The sequence below is a fragment of the Mesorhizobium sp. WSM4312 genome, from assembly GCF_002294875.1.
Taxonomy (GTDB): Bacteria; Pseudomonadota; Alphaproteobacteria; order Rhizobiales; family Rhizobiaceae; genus Mesorhizobium.
In genome coordinates this window covers 542,002-557,355 of sequence record NZ_NSFU01000001.1, presented here as the reverse complement: position 1 = coordinate 557,355, position 15,354 = coordinate 542,002, and the positions used below count along the sequence as shown (strand labels likewise).

The window sequence follows — 15,354 nt, the reverse complement described above, 5'->3', positions numbered from 1 at the left end:
TACTGGCATGCAAGAAGCTGATGCCAACTCTGCGCCCGCCTGCCAAGAGATTCCCGGGTTGGGCCATAGTTTTGGCCCGACCTGTCTCCTTGCCTTTCCAGGAAATGGCATATGAGATATGATACACCATTCACGGGAAAGCGGAATATCATGCCTGAGCGAATTGCCGACGAAGCCATTTTGCGCGCGGTCGACGACGGCTTCGCGCGGCAAGTCGCGTTCCTGGCGGAACTCGTGCGCTTTCCTTCCCAGCGCGGCGAGGAGCGCGCCGCGCAATCCTTCATGGCGGCCGCCTATGAGGCAGATGGCTATGCCGTCGACATGTGGCGTGTCGATGTCGACGCGATCCGCGACCTTCCGGGGTTTTCGCCGGTAGCGGTCTCCTATGACGATGCCTTCAATGTCGTCGCCACCCACACGCCGAGAAACGCCACCGGCCGTTCGCTGATCCTCAACGGCCATATCGATGTGGTGCCGACGGGGCCGCTCGACCGCTGGGTGCGCGACCCCTACGATCCGGCGATCGAGGATGGCTGGATGCATGGCCGCGGCGCCGGCGACATGAAGGCCGGCCTGTCGGCCTGTCTCTACGCGCTCGCCGCCTTGCGCAGCCTCGGCTGCCAGCCGGCCGCCAATGTTTACCTCCAGTCGGTGGTCGAGGAGGAGTGCACCGGCAATGGCGCCCTCGCCTGCCTGCAACGCGGCTACCGCGCTGACGCCGCCTTCATTCCCGAGCCCTTGGAACCGCGCTTGATGCGGGCGCAGGTCGGGCCGATCTGGTTCAGGGTCGAGGTCGATGGCGATCCGCAGCACGCTTCCGGCGCTTTCTCGGCCGGCGCCAATGCCATCGAGAAGGCCTTTCTCATCATCCAGGCGCTGAAGCAGCTCGAAATCGTCTGGAATGCGCGCAAGGTCGATGACAAGCATTTCTGCGATCACCCGCATCCGATCCGCTTCAACCTCGGGAAGATCGAAGGCGGCGAATGGACATCGAGCGTGCCGGCGCGCTGTGTCTTCGAGATGCGGGTCGCCACCTATCCCGGCCAGAAGCTCGAAGACGCCAGGGCCGAGCTCGAAACCTGCATCGCCGATGCGGCCCGTGCCGATCCCTTCCTGGCCAATCGCCCGCCCAAGATGAGCTACAATGGCTTCATGGCCGAGGGCTATGTGCTGGAAGGTGCCGACGAGATGGAAGCCGTGCTGCGCCGCAGCCATACCGCCGTCTGGGGCGAGCCGCTGACGGAGCATGTCACCTCGGCGACGACGGATGCGCGCTTCTTCGGCCTCTATGCCGACACGCCGGCGATCGTCTACGGCCCGATCTGCCGCATGCCGCATGGCTATGACGAGGCCGTTGATCTGGATTCGGTGCGCAAGGTCACCCAGACCATTGCGCTGTTCATCGCCGACTGGTGCGGTCTCGAGCCGATCGATCCGGAGGTAAGCTCATGAATGCGGCCGTGCCAGACGGCTTTGGCGAAACGCTGGCCGAGGATGCGCCTGACGTTTCGATTGCCGACGCGCTTGCCATCTTGCGCCGGCACTACGGCCTCGCCGGCAGTGCGCGTCCGTTGCCCGGCGAACGCGACCACAATTTCCACATCCATACCGACGGCGAGGGCGAGTTCGTCCTCAAGATTTCCCATCCGGCGGAGGAGGCCGGCTTCACCGATTTCCAGAACAAGGCTCTCGACCACATCCTGGGGGTCGACCCGACCTTGCCGGTCCCTTTGGTGCGCAAGAGCCTCGAGGGCGAAGCGCAGTTCACGGTCAGCGTCGGCGGATCGGCGCCGCGCATCATCCGGCTGGTCACCTATCTGCCCGGCCAGTTGCTGTCGCGCTCGCCTACGTCGGCGGCGCAGGATCGCAATCTCGGCATTTTCCTCGCCCGGCTTGGCCGGGCTCTGCGCGGCTTCTTCCATCCGGCCGCCGGCAGCGACCTGCTCTGGGACATCCGCAAGGTCGCCAAGACGCGGCCGATGCTGGCGTTTATCGCCGACGCCGGCCACCGCGCCATGGTCGAGCGCGTCATCGATGCCTTCGAGGCGCGTGCGGCGCCGGTCATTCCGAGCCTGCGCGCCCAGATCGTCCACAACGACATGAACTCCTACAATGTGGTGATGGACGCCTCGCGGCCGGAGGTGGTGAGCGGCATCCTCGATTTCGGCGACATGATCCATTCCCCGCTGATCTGCGATCTCGCCATCGGCGCCGTCTACCGCTGGCCAGCTGAAGGTCATCCGCTGGCGCCGGCCGCGCGCTTCGTCGCCGGCTATCAATCCGTGCAGCCGCTCGAGGCTGAAGAAATCGGCATCCTTTTCGATCTGGTCCGTGCCCGCCTTGCGCTCATTGCCAACATCGCCAGTTGGCAGGCGGAACGGTTTCCGGCCAAGCGCGCCTATGTGCTGCGCCTCATCGCCGAGGTCTGGACCTCGCTCGAACGGCTCGATGGGCTGTCATCGGATGAGGCCCGCCGTTATTTTCTCGACCATTCCAATCCGGAGTAGATGCCCGTGTCCCAGTCCTCACCCACGAACGTCCTTGACGACGCCGACGCTTCGGCAGGCGATCGCGCTCTGCTCGAACGCCGCGCCAGGCTGCTTGGGCCGACCTATCGCGCCTTCTACCGCAACCCGATCCATCTGGTGCGCGGCAGCGGCGTCTGGCTCTACGATGCGAGAGGCCGCAAATTCCTCGACGCCTACAACAATGTCGCCTCGGTCGGGCACTGCCATCCCCGCGTCGTCGAGGCACTGTCGGGACAGGCCGCCACGCTCAACACCCATACCCGCTACTTGAGCGAGATCATCCTCGATTACGCGGAAAAACTGCTCGGCACGGTTCCGGCCCATCTGGGCCATGCCATGTTCACCTGCACCGGCAGCGAGGCCAACGACCTCGCCATCCGCATCGCGCAGCATTCGAGCGGTGGCACCGGCGTCATCATCACCGATTTCGCCTATCACGGCGCCACGATCGCCACCGCGCAGCTGTCGCCGGCGGCGGTCGGCGCGAAGGGCGTGCCCCTGCACCACCGGACCGTGGCGGCGCCGGACACGTTCCGCGACCACGGCCGCGCCGCGAAGGACTTCGCCAAGAATGTCGCAGCCGCCATCGATGACATGCGTGCGCAGAATATCCGTCCGGCGGCGCTGCTGCTCGACTCGGCCTTTTCCAGCGACGGCATTTTCTTCCCCGACGCGGCGGTCATGCGCGAGGCGGCGGATCACGTCAGGAAGGCCGGCGGCATCGTCATCGCCGATGAGGTCCAGTCCGGTTTCGGCCGCCTTGGCCAGGGCATGTGGGGTTTTGCCAATTATGGCCTCGAGCCCGACATCGTCACCATGGGCAAGCCGATCGGCGACGGCCATCCGATGGGCGCGGTGCTGGTGCGGCCGCGGCTTGTCTCATCCTTCGGCTCCAATACCGGTTATTTCAACACCTTCGGCGGCAATCCGGTCGCGGCCGCCGTCGGCATCGCGGTTCTGGACGTGATCGAAGGCGAGGGGCTGATCGAGAACGCGCGCAATGTCGGCGCCTATACGGCTGACCTGCTGCGCGCTCTGCAGGGCCGTCACGGCATGGTCGGTGACGTCAGGCACAACGGTCTCTATTTCGGCGTCGAACTGACGGCGGATGGCGACGCGGCGCTGGCCGCCAGCAAGACATCTTCTGTCGTCGAAGCCATGCGCGAGGATGGCGTGCTGATCTCGTCCTGCGGTCCGCGCGGCAATGTGCTGAAGATCAGGCCGCCTCTGCCCTTTGCCAGGGACAATGCCGAGCAGTTGGCCGAGACGCTCGACCGCGCTTTGTCGAATTGGTGATCTGGACCGCGCATGCTGAAGCTCGAACATCAAACCCTCAACGACCGCGCCTATGGCGCGCTCAAGCAGGAATTGATTTCAGGCGGTTTCAGCCCGGGCCAGACGCTGGTCATCCGCAAGCTTGCCGAGACCTTCGGCATCTCGACGACGCCGATCCGCGAGGCGCTGCAAAGACTGGTCGCCGAGCGGCTGCTCGAAATGCAGAACAACCGCTCTGTTATCGTGCCCTTGCTGTCGGCCCCGGCCTTCGAGGAATTGACCCATATCCGCATCGCCGTCGAGGGGTTGGCGGGTGAGATGGCCGCCACGCGGATGAGCGATAGCGGGCTGGTCGAGATACAGGCGACGCTCGCCGGCATGCAGCGCGCCATCGAGGCCGGCGACGCCAGCGCCTATCTCGCGCTGAACGAGGCGTTTCACTTCGCCATCTACCAGCATGCCGGCGCGCCGATCCTGTTGAACATGATCCGCGACCTCTGGGGCCGGGTCGGGCCTTATCTCAAGCTTCTGATGCAGGCCGAGCGATATATTCCGCAGTCGAACGACGCGCATCGCAGGATTGTTGCTGCGTTGGAGCAGCGCGATGGCCCTGCTGTCCGGGTCTCCCTTGAACAGGACATCGCCCTGGCGGCCGCGGTTCTCTCTGAAAATCTTCGCACGACGGCCTGATCGGACGGCGGCTGGAGCTGCCTACGCTGTCTCGTCCAGCCGGTCGCGCAGCATGCTCCAGCCGAGCAGCGCGTTGGGCGCGTGCCGCAGCAGCGCGTGGAAGGGGATCGGCGCCGGCGGCGCGAATGGCAGCGGCAAGTCGCGCGCTTCGGTCCCGGCGGCCCAGTCGGCCAGCGCCTTGCCCATCGCCGTCGTCATGGCGATACCGCGACCGTTGCAGGCGCGGCCGGCGATCAGCCCTGGCCCGAGATCCAGGAGGTGCGGCAGGAAATCCGGTTCGACCGCGGCCATTCCCGACCAGCCACAGGCAAGCGGCGGCAGGTCCGGCAGGTCGAGATGCCTGGCCAGCCGCCGCCAGATTGTCTGCGGCACACGTGTGTCGGCGCCGGCGCTCAGAATATGCATGCCGCCGCTGATCAGCCGGTTTTCGGCGTCGAAGCGGAAGGTGAAGAGATTGCGCCTGGTGTCGCCGGCGCCTTGCCCGCCAGGAAGCAGACGCGTCCGCACCTCGCGCGGCAAAGGCTCGGTCGCGATCTGGAAAATCTTCAACGGAAAATAGCTACGTTGCAGCAGCGGATTGAGCGGTCCGCCATAGGCGTTGGTGGCGATCAGCACCTTGCCGGCACGCACCGAGCCCGATGGCGTTTTCAGCGACCAGCCATCGGCCGCGCGATCGACCGAACTGACCGACGTGCGCTCGAAGATCTTGGCGCCAGCCTTCTGCGCCGCATCGGCCAGTCCGTTCGCGTAGGCGACGGGATTGAGCACACCACCCGAACGGTCCATCCAGCCGCCGACATAACCGCGCGCGCCCGTCAGCGCCTCGACGTCCTGACGATCCAACGTGACCGCAGGCCGGTCGCGCCGTGCCCATTGCCCGGCGCGGGATTTGACCCTCTCGAACGCTGCAGGCGAATGTGCCGGCTGGATCCATCCGTTCTGCACCGCGTCGCAGTCAATACCGTGCCGTTTGATCAGGCTGAAGACCAGGTCCGAACTGCCGGCGGCAAGGTCGATCAGGCGTTCACCGCGCTCGGGGCCGAGATGCGCAAGGATGCTGTCCGGGTCCATCTTGGCGAAGTTCGGCACGACAAAACCGGCATTCCGGCCGGTCGCGCCGCAGGCGATGATTTCGGCTTCGAGGACGGCGACCGAGATGCCTTTTTCGGCGGCGTGCAGCGCCGTCGACAGGCCGGAAAATCCACCGCCGACGATGGCCAGATCGACATCCAGCCCGCCTCTCAGCGCCGGCCGTTCCCGGCGATTGCGGCTGACGGCGTGCCAGAGTGAGGCGCCGTGCGCTTCCTGCCCGATCGCAGCGGTCATGAGCCGAAACTGCTCTTGATCGCCGCCGCTTTTGCTCGCTTCCCGAAGCGCGGGCGACGCGGCCTGTCGCCGAACAGCCCGTTCGGCCGGATCAGCAGGATGACGCAGAGCATGACGCCGATGGCGACGATCTGCAGTGAGGCCGCACGCGCCTGCTGCTCGGGCGCAAACAGCGCACTGGTCAATGTACCCGACCCCGCCCATATCCCCCAGACCAGAATGCTGCCAATGACAGCGCCGAGATTGCTGCCGGAACCGCCGACGATCAGCATCACCCAGACCTGGAAGGTCAGGATCGGCAAATAATTGTCCGGCGCGATGAAGCCGGTGAAATGCGCCTGCAGCGCGCCGGCCAGGGCCATGATCGCGCCGCCGACGGCAAAGGCCTGGACGCGGTAGAAGCGCGCGCTCTTGCCCAGCGAGATCGCCGCCCGCTCATCCTCACGCAACGCCTTCAGCACGCGTCCCCAGGGGCTGCGCGACAGATGCTCCAGGGCGAGATAGGCGATGAGCGTGACCGCGCAGACGACGGCGAGGTTGGACAGGTTGAACAGCAGCGGCGTCTCGGCGAGGCTGCCGAACGGGCGCGGGATGAAGCCGATGCCGAACGGCCCGCCCGTCAGCTTCTGCGCATTGAGCGCGACCAGTTGCACGACGACGGCGACGCCGAAAGTGGTGATCGCCAGATAGTCGGACCTGAGCCGCAGTGTCGCCATGCCGGTCAGGGCAGCGGCAATGCCGCCGACGACCATGGCGCCAACCCAGCCGACAAGGATCGGCAGGCCGAAGCCGCCCAACCGCGCGGCATCATCCGGTGTGGTCAGCAAGGCCGAGGTGTAGGCGCCGATGGCGACGAAACCGGCGAGGCCGACATTGAACAGGCCGGTCAACCCCCACTGCAGATTGAGCCCCAGCGTGACCAGCGAAAAGATCAGCGCGGTGGTCAGGAAGAAGGCGCCGTAACCGATGATATCGATCATCTTTCCCGAACTCCGAAAAGGCCGATCGGCCGCACGAACAAGACAGCCATCAGGATGATGAAGGACACGGCGGCGCGCCATTCGGCACCGATCAGCTGCACTGCGGCGGCCTCGGCGAGCCCGATGATCAGCCCGCCGAGCACCGCGCCCGGAATGCTGCCGATGCCGCCGAGGATTGCGGCGGCGAACATCGGCAGCAGCATGTCGAAGCCCATGAACGGACGGATCTGCACCAGAATGCCGATCATCACGCCGGCGACGCAGGCAAGCGCTCCGCCGATGACCCAGGTGACGCGCACGACGCTGGCGACGTCGATGCCGAGGATGCGGGCCAGCGCCGCGTTCTGGCTCAGTGCCTGCATGGCGCGGCCGGTCTGCGTGCGCGTCATCAAAAGATGCACACCGAGCACCAGCACGGCGGTCAGCAGCAGAAGCGCGATCTGGTCGGGGGTTATGCGTATGCCGAAGCCGACCGGCATGGCGATCTGGATCGCCCGGCTGAAATAGGTCGGCCGCGAGGTGAAGGTGAATTCGAGCAGGCTCCTCAGCGCCATCGAGGCGCCGAAGCTCGCCATCACCACGATGATGGCCTGGCCCTGCGAGTGCAGCCGCGAAAACAGCACCTTGTCGAGCAGCAGCGCCAGCAAGGCGGTAAAGGCCATGCCGACGACCAGGGCAACCAGGAGCGGCCAGCCGAAGGACAGCGGCGCGATGGGTGCCATCTTGCCAAAGGTGGCGCCAATGGCGCTGACGACGGCGAGCGTCGCATAGGTGCCCCAGGCCATGAAGTCGCCATGGGCAAAATTGGAGAAGCGCAGGATCGAATAGGTCAGCGTCACGCCGATGGCGCCGAGCCCGATCATCGAGCCGGTCAGCAATCCGTCGACGACAAATTGCAGGCTCATGCCGCGCCTCCCTTGCCGGCACGAGCAGGGCGCTGGCCGAGATAGAGTTCGGCGACGACCGGGTCGTTCCACAGCTCGGAAGCGACGCCCTCGTGCCGGTCCTTGCCCTCGACCAGCACATAGGCGCGGTCGCCGATGGCCAGTGCTGCCTTGGCATTTTGTTCGACCAGCAGGATGGTGACGCCGGATTTGCGGATGCCGGCCAGCATCTCGAACACCATCGACACGAATTTCGGCGACAGGCCGGCCGACGGCTCGTCGAGAACCAGCACCTTGGGATGCACGATCAGGGCGCGGGCGACCGCAAGCATTTGACGCTGTCCGCCCGACAGATTGCCCGCGGCGGTGCGGCGCTGGCGCACGAGATCCGGGAAGGCGGCATACATCTCGTCGATACGCGCAGGGATTTCACGTCGCTCGAGGATGCCGCAGGCGACTTTCAGATTGTCCTCGACCGACATCAGCGGAAAGATATTCTCGGTCTGCGGCACGAAGGCCAGGCCAAGCCGCACCATGGTATGGGCGGGCGCGGCCGTGATGTCCTTGCCGTCCAAAAACACCGTGCCGGCGGTGATCGGGACGAGGCCGGCGATCGCCTTGATGAAGCTGGATTTGCCGGCGCCGTTGGGGCCGAGGACGACGACGATCTCGCCCTTTCCGACAGTGATCGAGGCGCCGCGCACGATCGGCAAGCCAGGCTCATAGCCGGCTTCGAGATCGTGGACATCGAGGACGGTCTCGCTCATGCCGTGCCTCCGAGATAGGCTTCGATGACACGCGGGTCGCGGGCGACCTGTTCCGCGGTGCCTTCGCTCAGCAACTGGCCGCTCGCCATGACCAGCACGCGGTGGCAGAGCCGCGTCACCATGTCGATGTTGTGTTCGATCAAAAGGAAGGTGATGCCGCGCGCATTGATGTCGCGGATGCGGTCGATGATGACTTCCAGCAGCGTCGCGTTGACGCCGGCTGCCGGCTCGTCGAGCAGGATGATCGCCGGGTCGGCCATCATGACACGAGCAAGTTCGAGCAGCTTGCGCTGGCCGCCGGACAGCACGCGCGCCGGCTCATGCGCCAGATGGGTGAGGGTCACCAGCTCCAACAGGTCGAGCGCCTTTGCCCTGGCCACCTTTTCCTGTGCCGCCACCCGCCATGGCGTGACGAAGTTTGCGAGTAATTTCTCGCCGGCCTGACCTTGTGCCGCCAGCATGATGTTTTCGATCAGCGTCAGATTGGGCAGCGGGCGGGGGATCTGGAAGGTGCGGCCAAGCCCACGGCCGATGCGCAGATGCGCGGCTTCGCCCGAGACGCTCGCGCCGTTGATAAGGATGTCGCCGCTGGAAGGCAGGATACTGCCGGCCAGCAGGTCGAACATGGTCGTCTTGCCGGCGCCGTTCGGCCCGATCAGGCCAAGGATTTCGCCTGCCTTGACCTCAAACGAGACGTCGTTGACGGCGACGAGGCCGCCGAACCGCCTGACGACATGCCTTGCCGTCAGAACCGGCGCACGGGTGTCCTTCCCCTGCCGTTCGCTTGCCTCGCTCATCAAACCCTCTGGCCGAAGACGATCATCGCCGTCTCCTGATTTTTGATTTGTGATCACACTTGCTTTGATCACGCTATTCGGCTTTAATTTCATCCGCAAGCCGAAAAACGGGGCAAAAGCCGGGATGCAGAAGGCTGCCATCGAGCGAACCAACGAAACAATCGCAGCCCAGCTTACGCCGGTCGGCCGCGAGACCGTGCAGGATCGCGTCTATTCCGAATTGCGCCGCGCTTTGATCGGCGGCCTGTTCGAGCCGAACCAAGTACTGACCATCCGCGGCCTTGCCGATGCGCTGGTCACCTCGACCATGCCGGTGCGCGAAGCGCTCGGCCGGCTGATCACGGAAAAGGCGCTGGAGGCGCTGCCCAACCGCTCGGTGCGCGTGCCGCCGATCACGCTGGAGCGTATCGACGACCTTTTGCGCGCCCGTTCACTCATCGAAGGCGAGGCGATCGCGCTTGCCGCCACGCGCATGAACCCGCGCCAGATCGCTTCGATTGAAGCCATGCTCGGCGAGTGGGACGAGATGCGGGCCCTGAAGCACAAGAAGGATATCGACCGCGAAGCGACGCTCAACCAGAGCTTCCATTTCGAGATCTACCGCTGCTGCGGCTCGGCCGTGCTGATCCCGATGATCGAAAGCCTGTGGCTGCAATCGGGCCCCTGCATCCGCGTCGCCATCTATGCCTTTTCCGACGCCGGTGAGGTCGACACCGCGCACTATCACCGCCGCATCGTCGCGGCGCTCGCCAAGCAGGATGCGCAAGCGGCGCGCGAGGCGCTGGTGGCCGATATCAGCCGGCCCTTTGCCTTCCTGCGCGACAAGCTTCAATCCGCCGCCGCGAGAGGCCAGACATGAACAAGCCGGCCATCAGGATCACCGAACCGCGCTCGCAGCTTTCCGTGACGGCGCTGCTGCGGCCCGAAAAGGCGCCGGAAAACGCCGCCTTTCTCCAGGCGTACCTCGCCACGCCACGTGTCGTCCCCGGCATCCATGCGATGTGGACGGGACCGGAAATCTCCTGCCCGATTCCATCAGATGATCTCGATGGCCAGCCCTATGCCAGGCCCTTGCCGGCGGAGAACGCGACGCTGACGCCGCAGCCCGGAGACATCGTGCTGTCCTACGTGCCGCCGCGCATGTGGGGCGGCAACCCCGATGCCATTTTCGACATCGGCCTCTACTACGGACAGGGCGCGCGGCTTCTGTTCCCGATCGGCTGGCTGGCCGGCAGCGTGGTGGCGCAGCTACGCGCCGAAGAGCGCGACCAATTCGCCGCCTCATGTGGCGTCATCCGCCGCAACGGCGCCTGCGACGTCACCTTCAGCCTGGTGGAGGCCTGACATGGCCGACGACAGTTTCGAGCTCTTCGACCTTCGCGTCGAGGCGGTCATCCCGCAGGGCAAGCCGATCTATTGTGGCGCCAAGGCGGGTGATTATTTTGAACTCAAGGGCGAAATGCTGTCGATGCCGGCAGGGCAGGGCTTCTCGATCTATTCGCTCGCCGCCGTGCTGCCGCTGCTGGCGGCAAAGCAGCGCCCGACCGATGCCAATGACTGGATGACATCGGACGCCGAGATCGCCTGTCCCGATCCCAATTGCGCCAGCCGGCTACGAATCATCAGGACCGGCAAACGGCGGTTCAGCCATGCCGAGACGACGGCCGTGCCGCTGCCTAAGGAGAATGACAAGGGATGACCGCCAAGACTTTCGAACTCGGCCCCGGCTACACCATCTCGCGTGTCATTCGCGGCGGCTGGCAGCTTGCCGGCGGCCATGGCGCCATCGACCGACAACAGGCGGTGACCGACCTGATCGCCACCTTCGATGCTGGCATCTGGACCTATGATTGCGCCGATATCTACACCGGCGTCGAGGAACTGATCGGCGCCGCGCGCCTGCGGCTGGCCAGTGAGCGCGGCCTCGACGTTGCCGCAAGAATGAAGGTGCATACCAAGCTGGTGCCCGACCTGGAACGGCTGGCAACGATCAGCCGCGACTATATCAGGGGCATCGTCGAGCAGTCGCTGCGCAGGCTGAAGACCGAGCGGCTCGATCTCGTCCAGTTTCACTGGTGGGACTATGACCAGCCTCGCTATGTCGAGGCGATGGGCTGGCTCGACGAGCTTCGGCGCGAGGGCAAGGTGCGCAATCTCGGCACCACCAATTTCGACACGCCTCGGCTGGCCGAAATCCTCGCCGCCGGCATTCCGCTGGTCAGCCAGCAACTGCAATATTCGGTACTCGATCAGCGGCCTGCGCACAATCTCGCAGCGCTTGCGAAGACAAATGGCGTCAGCTTCCTCTGCTATGGTTCGGTAGCCGGCGGCTTCCTCAGTGACAAATGGCTTGGGGTCGCCGAACCCAGCACGCCGCTCGAAAACCGCTCGCTGGTCAAATACAAGCTGATCATCGACGATTTCGGCGGCTGGGACCTGTTCCAGCAGCTGCTCCAGGCATTGAAGGCCGTCGGCGACCGCCACGGCGTCGACATCGCCACCATCGCCAGCGCCTGGGTGCTGGATCAGCCGCGAGTCGCCGCCGTCATCGTCGGCGCCCGCAATCAGGCGCATGCGCTCGCCAATGCTGGCATCATGGACGTCCCGCTCGACGCCGATGACCGGGCGAAGATCGCGGCTGTGATCGCGCAGGGCCAAGGTCCCCTTGGCGATGTCTACGCGCTGGAGCGCGACCGTCACGGCCGCCACGGCTCGATCATGCACTACAATTTGAACGCAGGCCGCACATGAGCGCCAGCAACTCGACGCTGTTTTCGCGGGCCAGCGCCGAGGTCGTCGGCCTGCATCGCTTCTTCGTTGAATGGTTCGTCGCCGCGCGTGCGAACACGGTGGATTTCTCGCGCTTCGAAGACGTCATGGGCGAAGGCCTGACCATGATCGCACCGAGCGGCGAGATCCTCGACCGTGACGCTGTGATTGATCATGTCCGCTCAAGCCGCGCCACGTGCGACGACGGGTTTGCCATTTCGATCGAGGATATCAGGCCCGGTTGGCAAACCGAGGACTCCATCGTCGTCCTTTACGTCGAGGCGCAGTTGCGCGGCGGCAAGCACAGCCGCCGTCAGTCGAGCGCTGTCTTCACCCCCAGTTCATCGGCGCCCAACGGCGTCGAATGGCGACACCTGCATGAAACCTGGCTGCAGGTGCCGGAACGCTGAACAGGCTCCAGAGATCAATTAGTGTCGAGTAACGAAAGGGGAACAACAATGAGAAAGACGATACTCCAACTCACCACCGCGCTTGCTCTCGTCACGATGGCGGGCGCAGCGCAGGCCGCCGATTGCAAGATCACCGTCGGCCTCGTCATGGAACTGACCGGTCCGGCCGGCGAATACGGCCAGGCCGGCGCCAAGTCGGTCGAAATGGCTTTTCGCGACATCAACGAAGCCGGCGGCGTGCGCGGCTGCGATCTGGTGACCGATACGCGCGACAGCCAGAGCCAGGGCAACATCGCCGTCGACGCCGCGACCCAGCTGGTCCAGGTCAAGAAGGTGCCGGTCATCATCGGCGGCATCATCTCGTCGGTGTCGATCCCGATCCTGACCTCTGTTACAGCACCTGCCAAGATCGTCCAGGTCTCGCCGGCGTCGTCCTCGCCGACGCTGACCGCGCTTGGCCGCGACGGCAAGACCAACGGCATCTTCTTCCGCACCATCACGTCCGATGCGCTGCAAGGCGTGGCTGCCGCCAAATACGCCATCGACAAGGGCTTCAAGAAACTGTCGATCATCCACGTCAACAACGATTTCGGCGTCAACATGGTGGCCGAATTCGCGCGCGCCTACAAAGCGCTCGGCGGCACCATCGTCTCCGACACGCCCTACAACGAGAAGCAGTCGAGCTATGCCTCGGAGGTGACTGCGGCGATGGCGGGCGAGCCGGACGGCCTCTATCTGGTCAGCACGCCGGTCGACGGCGCGACTGTTGCCCGCACCTGGATTTCGCAAGGCGGCGTGCAGAAATTCCTGCTCAATGACGGCATGAACAGTCCTGACTTCATAGAGTCCGTCGGCGCCGATTATCTGAAGGACGCCTACGGCACGTCGTCGGGAACCAGCCCGACCGCATCGACCGAGTACTTCACCAAGAATTACAAGGCATTCTCCGGCATCGAACCCTCCAACCCGGCGGCCGATCGTTCCTATGATGCCGGCGCCATCGTCGGGCTGGCTATCGCCATTGCCGGCTCGGAGGATCCGGCCAAGATCAAGGACGCCATGTACAAGGCGGTCGATCCGGCCGGCACGCCGATCTTCGCCGGCAAGGAGGAGTTCGCCAAGGCGCTCGGCCTGATCAAGGACGGCAAGCCGATCCGCTACGAAGGCGTCATCGGTCCGGTCGCCTTCGACAAATTCGGCGACATCACCGGCCCGTTCCGGCTGTGGAAGATCATCGACGGCAAGGTGACCACCGACGGCGAAATGACCACCGACGACGTCAACACGCTGCAGGCCAAGCTTCAGTAGGCAGACACAGTGGCGTCGGCATCAATCGCGTCTTACCGTGATTGATGCCGGTGTCGCTCAGGGCAGGCGATATCGCTTGCACGGCAGGCGATCCCGAATAGGATCGGCCGGCTGCAGTTGAAGGATGGCAAGCGTGTCGGACGGAAATACTCATCGGCCCATCCGGTCGCGGGACGCAGACGACGCGCTTCGCCACGCCGGCGCCTGAGTCCGATGTCACCTGAAACGCAACGGCTTCTCTCCGCCCTTGGCGATCGGCTGGGCGCGGGCGGCGTGCTTGCCGGCGCCGATGTCGACCAGCGCTATCGCGACGATCCCGACGGCAAGCTTGGCGTCCTGCCCGAAGTCGTGCTGCGTCCGCGCGATACCGTCGGTGTCGCGGCAGCGCTCGCTGGCTGCAACGCTCTCGGCCAGCCGGTCGTCGTCCAGGGCGGACGCACCGGGCTGGCTGGCGGCACGCGCGTCCAGCCCGGCGAGATCGTGCTGTCGCTGGAACGCATGAGCGGCCTAGCCGCGCCGGACGCTCAAGCCGCCAGCATCGTCGCCGAAGCGGGCGCGACGCTGCAGGCGGTGCAGGAGGCGGCCGACGGTGCCGGGCTGATGTTCGGTGTCGATATCGGCGCGCGCGGCTCGGCGACGGTCGGCGGCAACATCGCCACCAATGCCGGCGGCATCCGCGTGCTGCGTTATGGCATGTACCGCGCGCAGGTGCTCGGGCTGGAGGCCGTGCTGGCCGATGGCAGCGTGCTGTCCTCGCTCAAGGGCCTGCCCAAGGACAATTCCGGCTATGACCTCGGCCAGTTCTTCATCGGCGCGGAAGGGACGCTCGGTGTCGTCACCCGCGCCGCGCTCCGGCTGCACCCCAAGCCGGCCTCCGAGGTGAACGCCTTCTGCGCGCTCGCTTCGCTCGATGCGGCGATCGCCTTGCTCGGGCTGCTGCGGCAAAGGCTCGGCCCGTTATTGTCTGCCTATGAGGTGAATTTCGCACCGCTCTATGACGTCATGGCTGCCAGCATGGCCATGCCGGCGCCGTTGCCTGTGGGCTCTCCGGTCTATGTGTTGGCCGAAATCCAGGGCAGCGAGCCCGAGCGCGACGGCGAGCGCTTCGCCGAGGTCCTGATGCAGGCGGTCGAGGACGGCGTGGTCGACGATGTCGTCGTCTCGCAGTCGCCGCGCGAATTCCGGGCGCTCTGGGACGTGCGGGAGGACGCCAATCGCGTGCTGTTTTCGATCAAAGGCCTGATCGGCGTCGACATCAGCATCCCGCTGGCGCGCATGGGCGCGTTCCTGCAAGAAGCCGACGCGGCCATCCATGCCGTCGATCCCAGCGCCGACATCTATGTCTTCGGTCATCTCGGCGACGGCAATCTGCATTACCAGGTGCTGACGGCGGATCCGGCGGCCGCCTACGGCATCGTCTATCGCGGTGTGGCGGCGGCGGGAGGTAGCGTTTCGGCCGAACATGGCATCGGCCTCGACAAGAAACAGTGGCTGCATCTGGTGCGCAGCGACGCCGAAATCGCCACGATGCGGCGGCTGAAGACGGCGCTCGACCCGAAGAACATCCTCAATCGGGGGCGTGTCTTCGACCTCGATCCAACTGCCGTTCCCCGATGACAA

Annotated in this window: 16 protein-coding genes; 11 read left to right on the top strand and 5 right to left on the bottom strand. The window is 65.2% G+C overall.

The features are described from left to right. Positions 1 to 150 precede the first annotated feature (150 nt). The 4 genes from CK228_RS02640 to CK228_RS02625 are packed head-to-tail and all read left to right on the top strand — an operon-like array spanning position 151 to position 4,493. Complete coding sequence (locus CK228_RS02640; protein ID WP_179295784.1) at positions 151 to 1,452, top strand: ArgE/DapE family deacylase; 1,302 nt, start codon at positions 151 to 153, stop codon at positions 1,450 to 1,452. Then, the gene (locus tag CK228_RS02635) at positions 1,449 to 2,507 is read left to right on the top strand and encodes a phosphotransferase (protein WP_095786774.1); all 1,059 of its coding nucleotides are present in this window, start codon (positions 1,449 to 1,451) and stop codon (positions 2,505 to 2,507) included. The genes CK228_RS02640 and CK228_RS02635 overlap by 4 nt, the downstream gene beginning before the upstream one ends. Continuing rightward, positions 2,508 to 3,824, top strand: coding sequence for an aspartate aminotransferase family protein (locus CK228_RS02630; RefSeq protein WP_179295783.1), 1,317 nt, complete (start codon positions 2,508 to 2,510; stop codon positions 3,822 to 3,824). It abuts the gene before it with no gap. Between the two features lie 12 nt (positions 3,825 to 3,836). Next, positions 3,837 to 4,493, top strand: coding sequence for a GntR family transcriptional regulator (locus CK228_RS02625; RefSeq protein WP_095786773.1), 657 nt, complete (start codon positions 3,837 to 3,839; stop codon positions 4,491 to 4,493). A 21-nt stretch (positions 4,494 to 4,514) separates the two neighbouring features. Here the strand turns inward: CK228_RS02625 and CK228_RS02620 are convergent, their stop codons facing one another. Genes CK228_RS02620 through CK228_RS02600 form a run of 5 tightly spaced genes read right to left on the bottom strand, consistent with a single transcriptional unit; the run spans position 4,515 to position 9,247 of the window. Further along, on the bottom strand, positions 4,515 to 5,819 hold the full coding sequence (locus CK228_RS02620; RefSeq protein WP_095786772.1) for an FAD-dependent oxidoreductase: 1,305 nt from the start codon (positions 5,817 to 5,819) through the stop codon (positions 4,515 to 4,517). Beyond that, positions 5,816 to 6,799, bottom strand: coding sequence for a branched-chain amino acid ABC transporter permease (locus tag CK228_RS02615; RefSeq protein WP_179295782.1), 984 nt, complete (start codon positions 6,797 to 6,799; stop codon positions 5,816 to 5,818). The genes CK228_RS02620 and CK228_RS02615 overlap by 4 nt, the downstream gene beginning before the upstream one ends. After that, the gene (locus tag CK228_RS02610; RefSeq protein ID WP_095786771.1) at positions 6,796 to 7,704 is read right to left on the bottom strand and encodes a branched-chain amino acid ABC transporter permease; all 909 of its coding nucleotides are present in this window, start codon (positions 7,702 to 7,704) and stop codon (positions 6,796 to 6,798) included. Before CK228_RS02610 ends, CK228_RS02615 begins: the two co-directional genes overlap by 4 nt. Continuing rightward, on the bottom strand, positions 7,701 to 8,450 hold the full coding sequence (locus CK228_RS02605; protein WP_095771249.1) for an ABC transporter ATP-binding protein: 750 nt from the start codon (positions 8,448 to 8,450) through the stop codon (positions 7,701 to 7,703). Before CK228_RS02605 ends, CK228_RS02610 begins: the two co-directional genes overlap by 4 nt. Beyond that, positions 8,447 to 9,247, bottom strand: a complete 801-nt coding sequence (locus CK228_RS02600; protein ID WP_095786770.1) for an ABC transporter ATP-binding protein — start codon at positions 9,245 to 9,247, stop codon at positions 8,447 to 8,449. Before CK228_RS02600 ends, CK228_RS02605 begins: the two co-directional genes overlap by 4 nt. A gap of 124 nt (positions 9,248 to 9,371) precedes the next feature. On the opposite strand from CK228_RS02600, the gene CK228_RS02595 reads away from it, so the two are divergent. The 7 genes from CK228_RS02595 to CK228_RS02565 all read left to right on the top strand — a co-directional run bounded on the left by CK228_RS02595 (position 9,372) and on the right by CK228_RS02565 (position 15,351). After that, a complete protein-coding gene (locus tag CK228_RS02595; RefSeq protein WP_095771452.1) occupies positions 9,372 to 10,106 on the top strand; it encodes a GntR family transcriptional regulator in 735 nt (244 codons plus the stop codon). Next, positions 10,103 to 10,591 carry a DUF3830 family protein gene (locus tag CK228_RS02590; protein ID WP_095786769.1) on the top strand — a complete coding sequence of 163 codons (489 nt, stop codon included), beginning with the start codon at positions 10,103 to 10,105 and terminating at the stop codon, positions 10,589 to 10,591. The genes CK228_RS02595 and CK228_RS02590 overlap by 4 nt, the downstream gene beginning before the upstream one ends. A 1-nt stretch (position 10,592) precedes the next feature. Beyond that, positions 10,593 to 10,946, top strand: coding sequence for a TIGR04076 family protein (locus CK228_RS02585; protein ID WP_095786768.1), 354 nt, complete (start codon positions 10,593 to 10,595; stop codon positions 10,944 to 10,946). After that, on the top strand, positions 10,943 to 11,998 hold the full coding sequence (locus CK228_RS02580) for an aldo/keto reductase (RefSeq protein ID WP_095771245.1): 1,056 nt from the start codon (positions 10,943 to 10,945) through the stop codon (positions 11,996 to 11,998). The genes CK228_RS02585 and CK228_RS02580 overlap by 4 nt, the downstream gene beginning before the upstream one ends. Beyond that, complete coding sequence (locus CK228_RS02575) at positions 11,995 to 12,426, top strand: DUF4440 domain-containing protein (RefSeq protein WP_095786767.1); 432 nt, start codon at positions 11,995 to 11,997, stop codon at positions 12,424 to 12,426. The genes CK228_RS02580 and CK228_RS02575 overlap by 4 nt, the downstream gene beginning before the upstream one ends. A 48-nt stretch (positions 12,427 to 12,474) precedes the next feature. Further along, a complete protein-coding gene (locus tag CK228_RS02570) occupies positions 12,475 to 13,734 on the top strand; it encodes an ABC transporter substrate-binding protein (protein WP_095786766.1) in 1,260 nt (419 codons plus the stop codon). 213 nt (positions 13,735 to 13,947) lie between these two features. Further along, on the top strand, positions 13,948 to 15,351 hold the full coding sequence (locus tag CK228_RS02565; RefSeq protein WP_095786765.1) for an FAD-binding oxidoreductase: 1,404 nt from the start codon (positions 13,948 to 13,950) through the stop codon (positions 15,349 to 15,351). Positions 15,352 to 15,354 lie beyond the last annotated feature (3 nt).

Excerpts from the sequence above, each read along its gene's own strand:
- CK228_RS02600 (WP_095786770.1), bottom strand. The coding sequence starts at position 9,247 with ATGAGCGAGGCAAGCGAACGGCAGGGGAAGGACACCCGTGCGCCGGTT.
- CK228_RS02630 (WP_179295783.1), top strand. The coding sequence starts at position 2,508 with ATGCCCGTGTCCCAGTCCTCACCCACGAACGTCCTTGACGACGCCGAC.
- CK228_RS02610 (WP_095786771.1), bottom strand. The coding sequence starts at position 7,704 with ATGAGCCTGCAATTTGTCGTCGACGGATTGCTGACCGGCTCGATGATC.
- CK228_RS02585 (WP_095786768.1), top strand. The coding sequence starts at position 10,593 with ATGGCCGACGACAGTTTCGAGCTCTTCGACCTTCGCGTCGAGGCGGTC.
- CK228_RS02640 (WP_179295784.1), top strand. The coding sequence starts at position 151 with ATGCCTGAGCGAATTGCCGACGAAGCCATTTTGCGCGCGGTCGACGAC.
- CK228_RS02580 (WP_095771245.1), top strand. The coding sequence starts at position 10,943 with ATGACCGCCAAGACTTTCGAACTCGGCCCCGGCTACACCATCTCGCGT.
- CK228_RS02590 (WP_095786769.1), top strand. The coding sequence starts at position 10,103 with ATGAACAAGCCGGCCATCAGGATCACCGAACCGCGCTCGCAGCTTTCC.
- CK228_RS02605 (WP_095771249.1), bottom strand. The coding sequence starts at position 8,450 with ATGAGCGAGACCGTCCTCGATGTCCACGATCTCGAAGCCGGCTATGAG.
- CK228_RS02575 (WP_095786767.1), top strand. The coding sequence starts at position 11,995 with ATGAGCGCCAGCAACTCGACGCTGTTTTCGCGGGCCAGCGCCGAGGTC.
- CK228_RS02595 (WP_095771452.1), top strand. The coding sequence starts at position 9,372 with ATGCAGAAGGCTGCCATCGAGCGAACCAACGAAACAATCGCAGCCCAG.
- CK228_RS02565 (WP_095786765.1), top strand. The coding sequence starts at position 13,948 with ATGTCACCTGAAACGCAACGGCTTCTCTCCGCCCTTGGCGATCGGCTG.
- CK228_RS02635 (WP_095786774.1), top strand. The coding sequence starts at position 1,449 with ATGAATGCGGCCGTGCCAGACGGCTTTGGCGAAACGCTGGCCGAGGAT.
- CK228_RS02620 (WP_095786772.1), bottom strand. The coding sequence starts at position 5,819 with ATGACCGCTGCGATCGGGCAGGAAGCGCACGGCGCCTCACTCTGGCAC.
- CK228_RS02615 (WP_179295782.1), bottom strand. The coding sequence starts at position 6,799 with ATGATCGATATCATCGGTTACGGCGCCTTCTTCCTGACCACCGCGCTG.
- CK228_RS02570 (WP_095786766.1), top strand. The coding sequence starts at position 12,475 with ATGAGAAAGACGATACTCCAACTCACCACCGCGCTTGCTCTCGTCACG.
- CK228_RS02625 (WP_095786773.1), top strand. The coding sequence starts at position 3,837 with ATGCTGAAGCTCGAACATCAAACCCTCAACGACCGCGCCTATGGCGCG.